This is a genomic window from Bacillus sp. GbtcB14, from assembly GCF_019091205.1.
Lineage (GTDB): Bacteria > Bacillota > Bacilli > Bacillales > Bacillaceae_G > Bacillus_A > Bacillus_A cereus_AG.
The window spans coordinates 18863-36127 of record NZ_JAGXJT010000008.1 but is presented as its reverse complement, the minus strand read 5'-3'; the positions used below and the strand labels follow the sequence as shown (position 1 = coordinate 36127).

Genomic DNA, 17265 nt, shown 5'->3' with positions numbered 1-17265 from the left:
TTTACAGGGCATCCTCTTGATGTTCAGGAACAAATAGTTCAAGACAATGATATATATTTTCGAATTCCATCGGTGCATCTCCACCGTATTCACCATCTAAGTTAATCATTAGTTTATCTGGTGAATGCACTTTAATTCGATTTGCTTGTGTGTATAGCACTTTTGGATTGTTAATATGTTCACCACGCTGTGCTTGTGTTGCTGCTTTAATTAAGTCAGCGATAGAACCTTTTTTCAGTACTAATAAATCAAATAATCCATCGTTAATTGATGCATATGGTGCTACCTTTTCAAAGCCGCCCACTGAACGCGTATTCGTAATTAAAAACATCGTAATTTCTTCTTGTAGCAACTTTCCATCATACTCAATTTCAACATATGTTGGATGTAATGATGGTAACATTTCAATTCCTTTTAAATAGTAAGCAAGTTGGCCTAATACTGTCTTTAGCTTACTCGGTACTTCATATGTTAATTCTGTAATACGGCCGCCGCCAGCGATATTAATGAAATATGTATCATTCGCTCTACCAAGATCTAACGGAACTGTTTTCCCTTCACAAATAATATCCGCAGCCTCTTCAATAGCACGAGGTACACCAATCGCACGCGCAAAATCATTTGTCGTTCCAACTGGAATAATTCCAAACTTCGGACGATGTTCATGTCCTACTAAACCGTTCACCACTTCATTTAATGTACCATCACCACCAGCTGCGATAACAACATCAAATTTACGATCCGCAGCTTGCCTCGCTGCCACAGTCGCATCTCCAGGACCAGTTGTCGCATGACAAGACGCTTCATATCCAGCTTGTTCTAATTTTTGTAATACTTCCGGTAAGCTTTTCTTAAATAGCTCGCGCCCAGAAGTAGGATTATAAATAATTCTTGCTCGCTTCATCATTTATTAGCATAGGAAATTTCTTTATGTATCGAAAAAGAACATACCGAACTTCTATTCAGTATTCCCATGCCTACCTCCTCTCATCTTCCTATCCTTCTTTTATCTCGCTCAAACAGGCAGTAAGAACCCGATTCGTGTAGTCCATCAAAAGTAAATATTCATTTCAATGGTTTTGTTTTATTTGACAAAAAATTTATGTCCATCTATTTCCTCACAACAATTTACATATAACGAATAGTAATTATCTATTATTTCATGAGATGAAAAAAAACCTCTATGTCTAGATTTATCATTATTCCCACCTTTTTGCAACTATCATACCATAGTTGCTATACAAACATTTTTCCACTTTTGACAGTTAATCAAACGTTTGTTTAAACGATTCTCTCTCATTTAAACAAACGTTTGATTAACCTAGAAAAACACCCATGTACGGGTGTTTTTCTGCTTAATCTTTAAAAGTTATTACTACTATCGCTTATTAATCTCTTCAAGTAAGATTTTGTTAACAAGCGGCGGATTTGCTTGTCCTTTTGTAGCTTTCATAATTTGACCAACTAAGAAGCCAATTGCACGGTCTTTACCGTTTTTAAAGTCTTCGATAGATTGCTCATTATTATCAAGAATTTCTGTTACAACTTTACGAAGTGTACCCTCGTCAGAAATTTGAACAAGACCTTTCGCTTTAACGATTTCTTCTGGGTCTCCACCTTTTTCAATTAATTCATTAAATACTTTCTTCGCGATTTTCGAAGAAATTGTACCTTTTTCAATTAATTGAACCATTTTAGATAAGCCAGCAGGCGTTAATGCAACGTCTTTTAACTCTTTTTGTTGTTTGTTTAAGTATGCAAGCACTTCACCCATTAACCAGTTTGATGTTAGTTTCGCATCTGCTCCATCTTCAATTGCTGCTTCAAAGAAATCAGACATCTCTTTCGTTAATGTTAATACGTGTGCATCATAAGCTGGTAAGCCAATTTCTGCAACGTAGCGAGCTTTACGTGCATCTGGAAGTTCTGGGATCGAAGCACGAATTTCTTCTTTCCACTCATCATCGATGTAAAGTTCAACTAAGTCTGGCTCTGGGAAGTAACGGTAATCGTCAGACCCCTCTTTCACACGCATTAAGATTGTTTTCTTCGTTGCTTCATCATAACGACGTGTTTCTTGTTGGATGATACCACCAGATAACAATTCTTTCTCTTGGCGCACTTGCTCGTGCTCAAGACCTTTTTGTACGTAAGTGAATGAGTTTAAGTTTTTCAGTTCCGCTTTTGTACCGAACTTCTCTTGTCCAACTGGACGAAGGGAAATATTCGCATCACAACGTAGAGAACCTTCTTCCATCTTACAATCAGATACGCCAGTGTATTGAATGATTGATTTTAACTTCTCTAAGTATGCATATGCTTCTTCTGGCGTACGCATATCTGGCTCAGATACGATCTCGATTAAAGGCATACCTTGACGGTTGTAGTCTACTAATGAACCATCAGCTGTATGCGTTGATTTACCAGCATCCTCTTCTAAATGAAGACGTGTAATACCGATACGTTTCTTTTTACCGTCTACTTCAATTTCAATCCAACCATTTTCACCAATTGGCTTATCGAATTGAGAAATTTGGTAAGCTTTCGGATTATCTGGGTAGAAATAGTTTTTACGGTCGAACTTCGTTTCCGTTGCGATTTCACAGTTTAATGCCATTGCAGCCTTCATTGCAAAGTTAACTGCTTCTTTATTTAAAGTAGGAAGTACCCCTGGGTATCCTAAGTCAATTACACTTGTTTGTGTATTTGGCTCTGCTCCGAATTCTGTTGGACTCGCAGAGAAAATTTTCGAATTTGTTTTTAACTCAACGTGAACCTCTAAACCAATAATTGTTTCTAAATTCATCTATGCTCGCCTCCTTACAGACTTGCTTTTTTTGTATGATAGTCTGTTGCTTGCTCAAACGCATGTGCAACGCGGTAAATTGTCGCTTCATCGAAGTGTTTACCAATGATTTGTAAACCAAGTGGCATGTTGTTAGCACCGAATCCACATGGAACAGAAATCGCTGGAACACCCGCTAAGTTTACTGGAATTGTTAAAATATCATTTGCATACATTGTCATTGGATCATCAACTTTTTCGCCCACTTTAAATGCCGGAGTTGGCGTTGTTGGTCCAATAATAACATCGTAGTTCGCAAATACATTTTCAAAGTCGTTCTTAATTAATGTACGTACTTGTTGTGCTTTTTTGTAATATGCATCATAGTAACCAGAGCTAAGTGCAAATGTACCAAGCATAATACGACGTTTTACTTCATCACCGAAACCTTCGCTACGTGTGTTTTTGTAAAGATCTAATAGATTATTTACATTATCAGAACGCACACCGTAACGTACGCCATCAAAGCGTGAAAGGTTAGCAGATGCTTCCGAAGAAGATAGTAAGTAATACGTTGCTAGAGCGTATTTAGAGTGCGGAAGAGATACTTCCTCCCAAGTTGCGCCCATACCTTCTAATACTTTTAAAGCAGCTAGTACTGACTCACGAGCTTCCTCGCCAACACCTTCGCCTAAGTATTCTTTTGGTACAGCAATGCGTAAACCTTTAACGTCGCCTGTTAAGCCAGCTAAGTAGTTTCCTACTTCAACGTTTGCAGAAGTTGCATCCATACGGTCAATACCTGAAATAGCTTGTAATAAGTATGCATTATCTTCTACTGTACGTGTAATCGGTCCGATTTGGTCAAGTGAAGATGCGAATGCTACTAATCCGTAACGAGATACGCGTCCGTAAGTTGGTTTTAAACCTACAACACCGCAATATGCAGCTGGCTGACGGATAGAACCACCCGTATCAGAACCTAGAGAGAATAATACTTCTCCTGCCGCTACAGCTGCTGCAGAACCACCACTAGATCCACCTGGAACGTAATCTAAGTTCCATGGATTTTTCGTAGCGTAGAAACCTGAGTTTTCGTTTGAAGAACCCATTGCGAACTCGTCCATATTTAATTTACCGATTGTAACTGTGTCAGCAGCTTTTAGCTTTTGCACAACTGTCGCATCATAAATTGGATCAAAGTTTGCTAACATTTTGCTCGCACAAGTAGTACGAAGACCGTTAGTTACAATGTTATCTTTTACACCGATTGGCATACCGAATAATAATCCATTATCTTCAGCACCAATCTTTGCGTCTAATTCTTTCGCTTTCGCGCGTGCATTTTCTTCATCTAATGTAAGAAAAGCTTTTACGTTATCTTCAACATCCGCAATACGTTTGTAAGATTCTTCTACTAAATCCGTAACGGAAATTTCTTTGTTGTTTAACTTCTTATGTAACTCTGATACCGAATGATCAAATAATGACATCGAAATTCCCCTCCTCTATTCTAATACTGCTGGAACACGGATTTGATTATCTTTGTGATCCGGTGCATTTTTTAATACTTCTTCGACTGGTAAACCTTTTTCTGGTACATCTTCACGCATAACATTTTTCATAGTTAATACATGAGTTGTTGGTTTTACATCTGTTGTATCTAATTCATTTAACTGTTCTGCAAATGTAACAATTGCATCTAGTTGTTTTTGAAATTTTTCTGCTTCTTGATCAGTAATTGCAAGACGTGCTAAATGTGCTACGTGCTTTACATTCTCAACGGAAATTCTTGACACGGCTAGGCCACCTCCATAATATATCGTTCAATCTACAATACTATTGATGATACCAAATTTTCAGTACTTCAAGCAAGTCAACACATGGCACTTACAGCATTTTTACATAAAAAAAGAAAGGCAAATGCCTTTCTTTACAATTTAGTCTTTATCTAACGGTTCATTTTTCGGAAATCTCTCGTTATCTTCTTCATTATCACGAATTGTTTTTTGTAATACAAAACAAGACATCGTTAAAAATAATGTTCCAATTAAATAATATCCTTTTACACTAAGCGTTTCATCTAACGTATAAATTCCAATTAGCATACCTGAAAGCGCGCAAACAAATGAAGTCCATGCTAAAAACGTGAACGCTTGCGTATTACGTCTTCTCATCGTTCTCCCCCTCGTTAGCTGTACATCCATTATAGATAAGTATATTTACCATGATGGATTTTTATGTAAATTCTAGTTTTATATTTATAAATCTACCATAAAAGAATACTATTTTAAAGACAGTTTTCTGTCTAGTCTGAAAAAACAGTCAAAAACATTGACATTTATTTCAATTCCACATAAAATAAAAACAAATATTACGAACCTCGAAATATACGGGAGTGGAAATAATTGTTGCAATATGAACATTTTTTAGACTTACTGCTAGATAACGCCAAGAAACTTTTTTATCCTGAAGAATGGGTAAGCCTAGATTTAACACTTTCTAAAACAGAAGTATTTTGTTTACTTTGGATGGAGCGAAATACAGATATTACAATGACAAAAATTGCTGACCTTCTTGATATACCGATGAGTACAACGACAGGCGTTGTAAATCGCCTTGTAAAAAAGGGATATATTGAAAGGTACCGTGATGAAAACGACCGGCGCATTGTATTAATTTGTTTAACAGAAAACGGCGTAATGCTCGTCCACGAAGTAAAACAAAATGCAGCCCATTACTTTAACCTAGTGACAGAAGCATTATCAGAAGAAGAAAAAGCATTCTTACTACAAATCTTCCAAAAAATCATGAATCACATCGCTACGTCACAGCAAAAAACAGAAGAAAAGGTTTCTACACCTAAAATGAAAAACATTCCGATTGAATAAAACCCTAACCGGGTTTTTATTCAATATTTTATTTTGGAACTCGTAATATTCGATACTCGAAACAAAGGGGATAGAATGATGAGAATTATTTTGTATACAGGTAAAGGCGGCGTAGGGAAAACTAGCATTTCAGCAGCAACAGCACTTCAAAGCGCAAAACAAGGATTAAAAACTTTAGTAATGAGTACAGATCCTGCTCATAGTTTAGGAGATTCATTTGGTATAAAGCTATCTTCTGAGCCATTAGAAATCCGTGAAAATTTATGGGCACAAGAAATTAATACAATTTATGAAATGGAAAAAGGCTGGGGAAAGTTACAGAAGTATATTACCTTGCTATTCACTTCCAAAGCAGCTGATGATATTACAACAGAAGAATTAACGATGTTTCCTGGTATGGAAGATTTAATTAGCTTACTGCGCGTACTCGATTATTATAAACAAAACACATATGATGTTATCATCATTGATTGCGCTCCAACAGGAGAAACATTAGCAATGCTAAGTTTTCCAGACATGCTCGGCTGGTGGATGGAAAAATTATTTCCTATTAAAAGAAAAGTTTTAAAAGTCGTTCGTCCTGTAGCTCAACCACTCCTTGGTGTCCCTCTTCCAACCGACGATATTATGGACGAATTAACAAATACACTTGAACAGCTCGGAGAAATGAGAGATATTTTATCAAACCGAGACGTAACAAGTATCCGCATCGTTGTAAATCCTGAAAAAATGGTCATTAAAGAAGCTCAGCGCAGCTTTACGTATTTAAATTTGTACGATTATAACGTAGATGCCGTTATGATTAATCGCGTCATCCCTAACACTGTCACCGATCCTTATTTTCAAGCATGGAAAGATACGCAAAAGAAATATAAAACATTAATTCAAGATAGTTTTCACCCCCTTCCTATTTACGAAGCTCCAATGTTTGAACAAGAAGTTGTCGGTCTAACTATGTTAGAACGTGTAGGAGATTCTTTATTTAAAACTGACCATTCCCCTACAGAAGTGAAATTTAATGGGCGCACTCAATATGTAAAAAAGGATGGCGATGAGTATATTTTCGTTCTGTCCATTCCCTTCTCAAACAAAAGTGAACTTTCCTTAAATCAAAAAGGTGATGAACTTATTATTCGAGCGGGTTCTGTTAAACGGAACATCACGTTACCAAAAACATTAACACACCTTTCTATTCAAGGAGCAAAATTTGAAGAAGATGTACTAAATATTCGGTTTGGAGGTGTAGTACATGCATGAGGAATTACTACGCAGGGTAATTCGTACAAAAATAAAAGTCGGGATGCATATATTAGAAGAGCTACCTAATCCAATCCAGCAATCAGCTAAACAAATATTAAATATTTTACAAGAGGAACTAGCTGCTTATCCGAAAGAACAAGAGCATCATGAAGATACTTTAAAAAGTATTATAATTGAATAACTACAAAAAAAGACCAGGAAAACTCCTGGTCCATTACTCTACTTAACAAACATGGATTCTACGTTATACAGAATTGGAAGGTACAGAATTAGGGTTTTGTTTGTTAAGTAGATTATATGTTGAACGAACTAACAGCGGAGGGGTTCCTACTGTTAATCGTTAAACCCGATAATTATTTTACGATTTTTTCAAGCTCCTCAAGTGAAAGATCTACTGAAATGGAACCATCATTTGTTTCTTTCTTAATTGCATCTGTTACTTCTTTTGAATGATAGAGTTCAATTACTTTTTTCAGTGTTGGATCATCTTTATCTTTCGTACGAGCTGCGAAAATATTAATATATGGCTTCGCATTTTCATTCTTTGGATCTTCTAAGAAAATTGGATCCTTCGCTGGATCTAATCCAGCTTGACCAGCAACACCGTTATTAATAACTGAAGCTGCAACGTCTTTTAATACACGAGGTGTTTGCTGTGCGATAACCGGTGTGATTTTTAATTTCTTCGGATTTTCAGCAATGCCGCTTGGATCTCCGAATAAGCCAAAGTCTTTCTTAAGCTTTAATAATCCAGCTGCATCAAGAAGTTTTAATGCACGAGCTTGGTTCGTTGGATCATTGGGAATCGCAATTTCTGAACCATCTGGAATTTCATTTGCCTTCTTATATTTTTCAGAGTATAAGCCCATTGGTGCAATTTGCGTTGTACCAACAGCTGTAATATCTAACTTATGCTCTTTTTTAAATTGCTCTAAGAAAGCAACGTGCTGGAATGAGTTTAGTTCAATATCTCCATCAGCTAACGCTTTATTTGGCGTTGTGTAATCAGAGAACTCAACCAGTTTAATTTTAATTCCTTCTTTTTCAGCTTTTTTCTTTAAAATTTCCCAAGCGTCTCCATCCGTTCCAGTTACACCGACGCGAACTACTTTTTCTTTCGCTCCTGCCCCCGTGTCTCCACTTGAGCAGCCGCTTAATGCTGAAACCCCTACAATTGCTGATAATGCAAATGCTAAAATTTTCTTCATTTTCTTTTCCCCTCTTCCTTTTTATGATCTGCGTAAAAAGACTTTCGCAAAGTAGTTTCCTAAGTTTTGAGCTACCTGTACGAGAATAATAAGTAAAACGACCGTTACGAACATAACTGATGTATCAAAACGTTGATAACCATATGTCATTGCTAAGTCACCAAGACCACCGCCACCGACAAGCCCAGCAACTGCTGAAAATTCAATTAGACCAACTGTCATAAACGTAACACCTAAAATCAATGGCGCTAACGCTTCTGGCACAAGAATTTCAAAAACAATTCTAAATGGTGAAGCACCCATTGCTTGCGCTGCTTCAATGACTCCCTTTGGAACTGAAACAAGATTTGTTTCAACCATTCTAGCAATACCGATTGATGCAACTAACGTCATTGGAAAGATTGCTGCTGCTGTTCCAATCGTCGTTCCGATAACACTTCTTGTTAGTGGACTTAAAGCTACTAAGAAGATGATGAATGGAACCGGACGAATTGTATTAATAATGATATTAAGAATAGAAAAGACCCATTTATTTTCTAAAAAGTTCCCTTTCCTTGTTACATATAACAGTAAACCTAGAGGTATACCAAGAATTGTAGCAAATATAAGGGTTACGATTACCATTAAGAGGGTATCCCCCGTCGCATCTACTATGCGAGGCCAAAATATACTCCAATCAACTCGCATGAGCTTCTACCTCCTTCAGCTGCACTTGCAGTCTTAGATGTTGTAATGCTTTTTGAATTTCCTTCTGCTCACCTTGCAATTCTACAAGAAGATTTCCAAATAGCACATTTTGGAGTTCAATAATATTTCCATACAGTACGTTTACATCGACGTTATAATTTTTCGCAATATATGATAGTACTGGCTGCCCTGTCTCTTCACCAGTAAATGTTAAGCGATAAATCTGTCCACCATTTTGAATTTTACCTAGAACACTTTCCGGTAAATGATCATTAATAATAGAACGTACAAAGTTTTGAGTCGTCTTTGTTTTCGGTTGTGTGAAAACGTCAAACAGTTTTCCTTCTTCAATAACTCTCCCCTTCTCCATTACAGCTACACGGTGACAAATTTCTTTCACAACATGCATTTCATGTGTAATAAGAAGAATTGTTACATTGTATTCTCGATTTACTTTCTTTAATAAGTTCAAAATTTCTGTCGTTGTTTCTGGATCTAAAGCTGATGTTGCCTCATCACATATAAGAATGTCTGGTGATGTTGCAAGTGCTCTTGCAATACCAACACGCTGCTTTTGTCCGCCTGATAGTTGCTCTGGATAATAGTTTGCTTTATCTTCTAATCCTACAAACTTTAGCAGTTCATTTACTCTTTCTTTTATCTCATTCTTTGGTACTTTCGCTAATTTTAATGGATAAGCAATATTCCCAAACACGGTTCTTGAATTGAATAAATTAAAACTTTGAAAAATCATCCCGATTCTTTGTCTTAGCTTCCGTAATTCTTTCGTCGATAGTAATGTAATATCTTTATCATCTATTGAAATCGTTCCCGCCGTTGGCCTCTCTAACATATTTACTAGGCGTAATAACGTACTCTTTCCAGCGCCACTAAAACCGATAATGCCGAATATCTCGCCCTTCTCAACTGATAATGTTACATCTTCCACCGCATGAACAGATTGCCCACCTGATTCATATACTTTACTTACATTGTTAAAAGAAATCATTTTTTCCCCTCCTATATGCTGTAAAAACTTGAAGTAGAGCTTTCGAGGTAAAATAAAAAGTGCTCCCCTTCTTATCAACCATAAAGATAAGAAGGAGAGCACTTATATGTACTCGTTCACATCTTCTCATCTTCCAAGCCTTTCATAGGCTTGCTGGAGTTAGCACGGTATTAAAAAACCCGTTGCTGAGGTATCGTAGGGCCAGTCCCTCCACCTCTCTGGATAAGAATGTATCGATTTAATTGTCGTTTAATTAATTTTCATTATAGAACTCAGAATAATAAGAGTCAATACATTTTTTAGAAAAATATAAATTATTTCTTTATTAAAATTTTTAGATGGAATTTCATAATAAAATAGTAACCTTTAAAGTTATGTAAAATTCTCCTCCTGCATATTTTTAAAAAGGATAATCTTCTCTACTAATTGAATACCATTATTTGAATATGAAATCGGAGGAAGATAAATATATGAAAACAGCTCTTTTACTCGTTGATATTCAAAATGATTATTTTCCGAATGGAAAGATGGAATTGCGCAATCCAGTAGAAGCAAGCGAATATGCTAGTCAGCTACTACAATTCTTTAGAACGAAAAACGAACCTATTTTTCATATCCAACATGTAGCAATTAAAGATGATGCTACTTTTTTCCTACCCAATACAGAAGGTGTACATATTCATGAAAGCGTACGCCCACTTAGAGAAGAAACCGTTATACTCAAACATTATCCAAATAGTTTCCGCGAAACCGTTCTTCTAGAACACTTACAACGTTTAGATATTGAGCACGTCGTCATATGCGGGATGATGACTCACATGTGTATTGATGCTACCGTAAGGGCCGCTTTTGATTTCGGCTTTCCATGTACCGTTATACATGATGCTTGTGCGACAAAAGATCTTTCTTTTAAGAATGCTACGATACCAGCCGTTTATATTCATAACACAATTTTAGCTAGTTTAAATGGCGTATATGCAAATGTAATGAGTACAGAGGAGTTTTTAGCTATAAAAAAACACTCCCTTCAGTGAGCAAAACCGAAAAGAGTGTTTCTTGTCAAACCATAGATTTTCTTTCAAATTGTATTATACAGGAAATTCTTAAAATGAATACTAAAAAATATGACTAATAAATCAATTTTTCTCGTTGTTTTGTTTCTATTTACATGTTTATCCCGATATTAATAGGGTTTAGCTAGTTCTAAGTACCAAATAGTAATATATGGTACTTAGAACTAGTTTCTCCTATCAAAAACGTAACATATTATTTATCTGTTTGTTTTTGCTTCTTTTTCAAATACTCCGCACGCAAATTTTCAATTTGCTGCTTTTTATCAAATTTGGCAGGCGTCTGTTTTTCATGAAACTTTGCCACAGCTACCTGACTCTTGTAATCCAATTGATATTTTCCCACTTTGTTCACCTACTTTTCTTATCTTTAAAGAGAATCTATCCAACAAATATAATATATCTTATTTACTGAAGTAAACCTTATTACTTTATTAGTTTTTCTACTGATATCTATCTTAATCCACATATAGAAAATTTTTCAAAAAAAAAAAAAAAAAAAAAAAAAAAGAGATCTTCGCAGACTGCGAAGATCTCTTCTACTATTTCTTATAAAGTTTCAGAAGTAGTTTTTGCTTGCATGTGAAGTGCTAAGTAGTCAGGGCCACCAGCTTTAGAGTCTGTACCAGACATGTTAAAGCCACCGAATGGTTGGTAACCTACGATTGCACCCGTACATCCACGGTTGAAGTATAAGTTACCAACGTGGAATTCTTCACGTGCTTTTTCAATATGGTCACGGTTATTAGTAACAACAGCACCTGTTAAACCGTATTCTGTATTGTTTGCAATTGCAAGTGCATGGTCAAAGTCTTTTGCTTTACAGAATGCTACTACTGGTCCGAAGATTTCTTCTTTCATTAAGCGAGCATCTTCTGCAACGTCAGCAACGATTGTTGGTTGGATGAACCAGCCTTTAGAATCGTCTCCTTCGCCACCCGCTAAGATTCTACCTTCTTCTTTACCAATTGCAACATAGCTCATTACTTTATCGAATGCAGCTTGGTCATTAACAGGACCCATGTTTGTACCTAATACAGCTGGGTTAGCAACTGTTAATTCTTTCGTTAATTCAACAGCACGATTTAATACGTGATCGTATACATCTTCATGGATTACTGCACGAGAACATGCAGAACATTTTTGTCCTGAGAATCCAAATGCTGATGCAACGATAGACTTAGCTGCTAATTCAAGATCTGCTTCTTTATCAACAACGATTGTATCTTTACCACCCATTTCAGCGATAACGCGTTTTAACCAAATTTGGCCTGGGTTTACTTTCGCTGCACGCTCATAAATACGGATACCTACATCACGAGATCCAGTGAAGCTCACGAAACGTGTACGAGGGTGATCTACTAAGTAGTCACCAACTTCAGAACCATTACCTGGAACGAAGTTTACTACGCCAGCTGGTAAGCCAGCTTCTTCTAATACTTCCATGAATTTCGCTGCTACTACAGGAGTTGTACTAGCTGGTTTTAGTAATACTGTGTTACCAGAAACTAAAGCAGCTGTTGTCATACCTGCCATAATTGCGAATGGGAAGTTCCAAGGAGAAATGATAACACCTACTCCTAATGGAATGTAAGAGAAACGATTATATTCAATTGGACGGCTTTCTACTGGAATACCGTCTTTTAATTTCAACATTTGACGACCATAATATTCCATAAAATCGATTGCTTCTGCTGTATCAGCATCTGCCTCATTCCATGGTTTACCTGCTTCTTTTACAAGAATAGCAGAGAATTCATGCTTTCTGCGACGAACGATTGCTGCAGCGCGGAATAAAATGTCTGCACGCATTTCTGGCTTTGATTTTCTCCAAGTTTGGAATGTTTCATCCGCTACTTGCATTGCTTTTTCAGCTAACTCACGGCTTGCTTTTGAAACGCGACCAACAAGTTCCTCTTTATTTGCAGGGTTTACAGAAACAATTTTGTCTTCTGTAGTGATTTTTTCTCCCCCAATAATTAATGGATAGTCTTGTCCAAGATAAGATTCTACTTTCTTTAAACCTTCTTCAAACGCTAATTTGTTAGCCTCCACTGAAAAATCTGTAAATGGCTCATGTTTGTATGCTACTACCATTCTTTTTAGCCTCCCCTTAGAAAAACGTTTACATTTTACAACATTATTCTACACGATAATTTAGATTTATTCAAATATTCCTAGACTTATATTTTAAAAATTAATTAATTTTTAAAATATAATAAAAAAATAGAGTTATACATACGTATAACTCTACAAAATATGAGTATATTCCAAAATGTTTTTTCCAATCAATAAAATAGTTACTAACAAAAATAAAGTCCTTACATATCCAACACCTTTTTGGACTGCAAACTTCGATCCAAAATAAGCGCCAAAAATCATCGACAATCCCATAATAATACCGTATTCAAAATGAATTACGTCTAAAAATAAAAAAGTAATTAAAGATACAATATTACTAACAAAGTTCAAAAGTTTTCCAGATGCTGCCGCTTGAATAAAATCCAAACCAATTAATAAAAATGCAAAAATTAAAAAGGATCCTGTCCCTGGTCCAAAAAATCCATCGTAAAACCCTATCATTAAAATAACAAAGAAAAATATTAATGTTTTTCTTTTCGTCATCTTCTTATAGGTAGATGCACTTCCCCAATCCTTTTTTGCAATAATATAAATGGCAATAAACACCAACATTACAAGCACTAACGGCCGTAAAATATCCGGCGGAATAAACTTTACTACTAAAGCGCCTGCGACCGCCCCTATAATAGTTAACGGGATTAACTTTCCTACAATTTTAAAATCAACCTTTCCTGATCGAATAAAATAAATTGCACTCGTAAACGTCCCCATCGTTGCCGCTAATTTATTTGTTGCAATTGCCGAAGCTGGTGGTAAACCAACAAACATAAGTGCAGGAAGCGAAATTAATCCTCCACCGCCAACAACTGAATCAATAAAAGCTGCTAAAAAGCCGAATGCAATTAATAAAATAATGACTTGAAAACTTAATTCGTCCATGTGCTTTATTACCCCTTACCCCCATTGTTTATAACATTTTAAATTATAACAAAATTCTTCGAGAAGAAAAGCCGTTCCATAAAGGAACGGCCTTTCTATTTAATCTAAAATTTTCACAAATGGTTCATCTTGCTTCGCTTCACGTATAATAATCGCTTCAGGGCGTTCTACAGATTTAACCGTTACTTGCACCTTCATATAATTCGGGAAGTATTCCGTAATAAGTCCGGCTACATATTGTGTAAAGCCAATTATTTCTGCTTTCCCATTAAATTGGACAGGAATATCAAGCTTTATTTCTCTTAATTCATCGTCTCTATACATACCAGTACCGATAACAGCTGTATAGTCGCCTTGGAAATAATCGCTTAGTTTCGCTTTAAAGTTTGATACTCTCGCCAGATCTTCACGTTTATTATCCGTTTTCGCTTGTTCAGATGGGAACAAATAATATTTCTCATTAATTTGTTTCCAATCCTCAACCGTTTCACTGCCTTTTTCAACATTCGCATAAGAAACAAAGTTACCTGGCACGAGTGAAGCCTTTGGAGCCTGACGATAAATTGCAAATGTTATCGGGACAGTTTTTGTGTCAGGCTGTTTTTGATGCATAACTTTCAAAACTTCTTGCGCCATCTTTTTCCCTTCAGCTAACATTTTCTCTTGCTCGATTTTAGCCTCACGTGGATAACCATGCTCTTCCTCGTAATAATGAACCGAATTCATCGCTAAACCAACTACAATGCCTTGAAGTTCATCTTTTTCGCCTTTTTTCACATAATAATCATGCTCTAAAATATTTGAAATATATATTGGATTTTTTTTATTTTTTTCCTCTAATGATTCAGTTCCTCCACCTAACGCTGGGTTTAACCCGATATTTGGAAATTTAACTGCATCTTTTTTTAATTTATCCTCTAATTCCTTCTGTTCAGCATCTGTACGCTTTCTTTTAACAAGCATCTGCAAATTTTGAGCATCTAGAGCACTTCCACCTTTAAAGAAATGATCTTTCGTACTAAAGGACTCTTTCGCAATACGCATTAATCCTGTTTCAAATTCATCTATATCAAGACGATTACTTACTCCTTGTACAACTAACCCACGTGCAGCTCCTGCTTCAAATGGAATAGTCGCCTTATAATATTCATCCGAAATAGAGTACTTTGGGACGATTGCTTGATTTTTTGCTTTCTCCGATTTCTCAACCACTTTTTCCTCTTTATCGGTACCTGCACTACACCCACTTATAAGTAGGCCAAGGCTTAATACCGCTAATGCTATTTTTTTCATGGTAAGTTTGCACCTCTTACTTATTTAGCTCTTGTAAGAACCTCTCTTCATTCCAAACCTCAACATTATGCTTCTCCGCTTGCGCTAATTTCGAACCTGCCGCTTCACCTGCAACAACTAAATCCGTACTTTTACTAACACTTCCTGTTACTTTTCCACCTAATGCCTCAATCTTCTTCTTCGCTTCACTACGTCCCATAACTTCTAATTTCCCTGTTAAAACGATAGTTTTTCCTGCGAAGTACGACTCAACGTTTTGTAAATCAGCAATTTTTATCCCTTTGTATGCCATGTTCACGCCATACTCTTTAAATTGTTGTAATAGCTCTAATACGTCTTCATTATCAAAATATGTCACGACAGATTGAGCCATTTTTTCACCAATCTCGTTAATTGCTTTTAGTTCTTCTTCCGTCGCTTTCACAAGTGCATCCATCGTTTCGAAATGCTCTGCAAATGTACGTGCTGCTTTCGCTCCGACATGGCGAATACCAAGACCAAATAATAATCTCTCTAATGAGTTGTCTTTAGAATTCTCAATTGCTTGTACTAAATTCGTTGCTGATTTTTCACCAAATCGTTCTAGCTGCAATAATTGCTCTTTCGTCAATGAATATAAATCAGCAAATGTACGAATATAATCAGCATCAAAGAGTTGTGTAATCACACGTTCTCCAAGTCCATCAATATTCATTGCATTTCTTGAAACGAAATGGATTAATCCTTCTCGAATTTGAGCCGGACAAGTTGGATTTATACAACGAAGTGCTACCTCTTCTTCTAAACGAACTAGTTCACTCTCACATGCTGGGCAATGGGTTGGCATACGATATTCTTCTTCCTCACCAGTACGCTTATCGAAAATAACGTTCACAACTTCAGGAATAATATCTCCGGCCTTCTTCACTACAACATAGTCACCAATTCGAATATCCTTTTCACGAATTAAATCTTCGTTATGTAAAGAAGCACGACGAACGATAGTACCAGCCACTCGCACTGGCTCTAGCTCTGCTGTCGGTGTTACAACCCCTGTGCGACCAACACTTAATTCAATGCCTGTTAATCTTGTTACAACTTCTTCAGCCGGGAATTTATAAGCAATTGCCCATCTTGGACTCTTTGCTGTAGTTCCTAAACTTTCTTGAAGAGCAACATCATCTACTTTTATAACGATTCCATCAATCTCATAATCAAGATGCGGGCGTTTTTCTTGCCATTCTTCTACATAAGCTATAACTTCTTCGATTGTTTCACATGTACGACGATTTGGATTTGTTTTGAATCCAAGTTCACCTAAGAAATCAAGCGATTCACTATGTGATGGAATTGTTTTTTCTTCTACATTCGCAAGACCGTACACAAACATAGATAAGTTACGCTTCGCTGCAATTTTCGGATCAAGTTGGCGTATTGAACCTGCCGCCGCATTACGCGGATTCGCAAATACATCTTCACCATTTTGTTCTTTTTCTTCATTTAACTTAACGAATGAACGCTTCGGCATATAAGCTTCGCCTCGTGCTTCTAACGTTACTTCTTCATTTAAACGGAGCGGGATCGCTTTAATCGTTTTTAAATTTTGGGTAATATCTTCACCTGTTACACCATCACCACGTGTTGCCCCTTGAATGAAGCGTCCTTTTTCATAATGAAGTGAAACAGCGAGTCCGTCAATTTTTAATTCGCATATATATCTTACATTCGCATCATCAATTCCTTGGCGTACTCGTCGGTCGAAATCACGTAAATCTCCTTCGTTAAATGCATTTCCTAAACTTAACATCGGTGACTTATGTGTTACTTTTTCAAATATATCAAGAACAGTTCCCCCAACGCGAATAGAGGGAGAGTCCTCACTCATAAACTCTAGATTCTCTGCTTCTAATTTTATAAGCTCCTGCATATTACGGTCATACTCCGCATCAGAAACAGAAGGATTGTCTAATACGTGATACTGATAGTTAAATGTATTTAACAAATCACGCAGTTCTTCTATACGTTGTTTTGCTATCTCTTTTGACATATCCTCATTCCTTTC

At 36.5% G+C, this 17265-nt stretch carries 17 protein-coding genes and 1 riboswitch; of the genes, 4 read left to right on the top strand and 13 right to left on the bottom strand.

Annotated features, from left to right (window positions below):
- Position 1 precedes the first annotated feature (1 nt).
- From KVT31_RS21640 to KVT31_RS21620, 5 genes are all read right to left on the bottom strand, one after another.
- Positions 2–907 (bottom strand): diacylglycerol kinase, encoded by a 906-nt coding sequence (locus tag KVT31_RS21640; protein ID WP_000977668.1) that lies wholly within the window; start codon positions 905–907, stop codon positions 2–4.
- Between the two features lie 471 nt (positions 908–1378).
- Positions 1379–2806, bottom strand: a complete 1428-nt coding sequence (gene gatB, locus KVT31_RS21635; RefSeq protein ID WP_001047688.1) for an Asp-tRNA(Asn)/Glu-tRNA(Gln) amidotransferase subunit GatB — start codon at positions 2804–2806, stop codon at positions 1379–1381.
- Between the two features lie 14 nt (positions 2807–2820).
- Entirely contained in the window at positions 2821–4278 is a 1458-nt protein-coding gene (gene gatA / locus KVT31_RS21630) for an Asp-tRNA(Asn)/Glu-tRNA(Gln) amidotransferase subunit GatA (RefSeq protein WP_000051449.1), read from the bottom strand.
- Between the two features lie 15 nt (positions 4279–4293).
- Complete coding sequence (gene gatC, locus KVT31_RS21625) at positions 4294–4584, bottom strand: Asp-tRNA(Asn)/Glu-tRNA(Gln) amidotransferase subunit GatC (protein ID WP_000086999.1); 291 nt, start codon at positions 4582–4584, stop codon at positions 4294–4296.
- A gap of 141 nt (positions 4585–4725) precedes the next feature.
- On the bottom strand, positions 4726–4962 hold the full coding sequence (locus KVT31_RS21620; protein ID WP_001254392.1) for a YiaA/YiaB family inner membrane protein: 237 nt from the start codon (positions 4960–4962) through the stop codon (positions 4726–4728).
- Positions 4963–5193: 231 nt separating this feature from the next.
- Here KVT31_RS21620 and KVT31_RS21615 point away from each other — a divergent pair, with 231 nt between their 5' ends.
- The 3 genes from KVT31_RS21615 to KVT31_RS21605 all read left to right on the top strand — a co-directional run bounded on the left by KVT31_RS21615 (position 5194) and on the right by KVT31_RS21605 (position 7117).
- Positions 5194–5676 (top strand): MarR family winged helix-turn-helix transcriptional regulator, encoded by a 483-nt coding sequence (locus tag KVT31_RS21615; protein ID WP_088094933.1) that lies wholly within the window; start codon positions 5194–5196, stop codon positions 5674–5676.
- A 75-nt stretch (positions 5677–5751) separates the two neighbouring features.
- Entirely contained in the window at positions 5752–6933 is a 1182-nt protein-coding gene (locus KVT31_RS21610; protein WP_088094932.1) for an ArsA family ATPase, read from the top strand.
- Positions 6926–7117 (top strand): DUF3926 domain-containing protein, encoded by a 192-nt coding sequence (locus KVT31_RS21605; RefSeq protein ID WP_088094931.1) that lies wholly within the window; start codon positions 6926–6928, stop codon positions 7115–7117. The genes KVT31_RS21610 and KVT31_RS21605 overlap by 8 nt, the downstream gene beginning before the upstream one ends.
- Positions 7118–7289: 172 nt before the next feature.
- On the opposite strand, the gene KVT31_RS21600 is transcribed toward KVT31_RS21605, so the two are convergent.
- The 3 genes from KVT31_RS21600 to KVT31_RS21590 are packed head-to-tail and all read right to left on the bottom strand — an operon-like array spanning position 7290 to position 9840.
- A complete protein-coding gene (locus KVT31_RS21600) occupies positions 7290–8144 on the bottom strand; it encodes a MetQ/NlpA family ABC transporter substrate-binding protein (RefSeq protein ID WP_088094930.1) in 855 nt (284 codons plus the stop codon).
- Positions 8145–8165: 21 nt separating this feature from the next.
- On the bottom strand, positions 8166–8831 hold the full coding sequence (locus KVT31_RS21595) for a methionine ABC transporter permease (RefSeq protein WP_001261880.1): 666 nt from the start codon (positions 8829–8831) through the stop codon (positions 8166–8168).
- Positions 8821–9840 (bottom strand): methionine ABC transporter ATP-binding protein, encoded by a 1020-nt coding sequence (locus KVT31_RS21590; RefSeq protein WP_088094929.1) that lies wholly within the window; start codon positions 9838–9840, stop codon positions 8821–8823. Before KVT31_RS21590 ends, KVT31_RS21595 begins: the two co-directional genes overlap by 11 nt.
- Before the next feature lie 123 nt (positions 9841–9963).
- A riboswitch (SAM riboswitch) is annotated at positions 9964–10069 on the bottom strand.
- Between the two features lie 241 nt (positions 10070–10310).
- Between KVT31_RS21590 and KVT31_RS21585 the strand changes: the two genes are divergently transcribed.
- The gene (locus tag KVT31_RS21585; RefSeq protein ID WP_088094927.1) at positions 10311–10874 is read left to right on the top strand and encodes a cysteine hydrolase family protein; all 564 of its coding nucleotides are present in this window, start codon (positions 10311–10313) and stop codon (positions 10872–10874) included.
- 232 nt (positions 10875–11106) lie between these two features.
- Here KVT31_RS21585 and KVT31_RS21580 read toward each other — a convergent pair whose 3' ends face one another.
- The 5 genes from KVT31_RS21580 to ligA form a co-directional block, all read right to left on the bottom strand.
- On the bottom strand, positions 11107–11256 hold the full coding sequence (locus tag KVT31_RS21580; RefSeq protein ID WP_000521652.1) for a hypothetical protein: 150 nt from the start codon (positions 11254–11256) through the stop codon (positions 11107–11109).
- 203 nt (positions 11257–11459) lie between these two features.
- Positions 11460–13007: an L-glutamate gamma-semialdehyde dehydrogenase gene (gene pruA, locus KVT31_RS21575; RefSeq protein ID WP_000259556.1), complete on the bottom strand. Its 1548-nt coding sequence runs from the start codon at positions 13005–13007 to the stop codon at positions 11460–11462.
- Positions 13008–13160: 153 nt separating this feature from the next.
- On the bottom strand, positions 13161–13931 hold the full coding sequence (locus tag KVT31_RS21570; protein ID WP_088094926.1) for a TSUP family transporter: 771 nt from the start codon (positions 13929–13931) through the stop codon (positions 13161–13163).
- Positions 13932–14030: 99 nt separating this feature from the next.
- Positions 14031–15224 carry a CamS family sex pheromone protein gene (locus KVT31_RS21565; RefSeq protein ID WP_088094925.1) on the bottom strand — a complete coding sequence of 398 codons (1194 nt, stop codon included), beginning with the start codon at positions 15222–15224 and terminating at the stop codon, positions 14031–14033.
- A gap of 16 nt (positions 15225–15240) precedes the next feature.
- Positions 15241–17250: an NAD-dependent DNA ligase LigA gene (gene ligA, locus KVT31_RS21560; protein WP_088094924.1), complete on the bottom strand. Its 2010-nt coding sequence runs from the start codon at positions 17248–17250 to the stop codon at positions 15241–15243.
- Between the last annotated feature and the right edge of the window lie 15 nt (positions 17251–17265).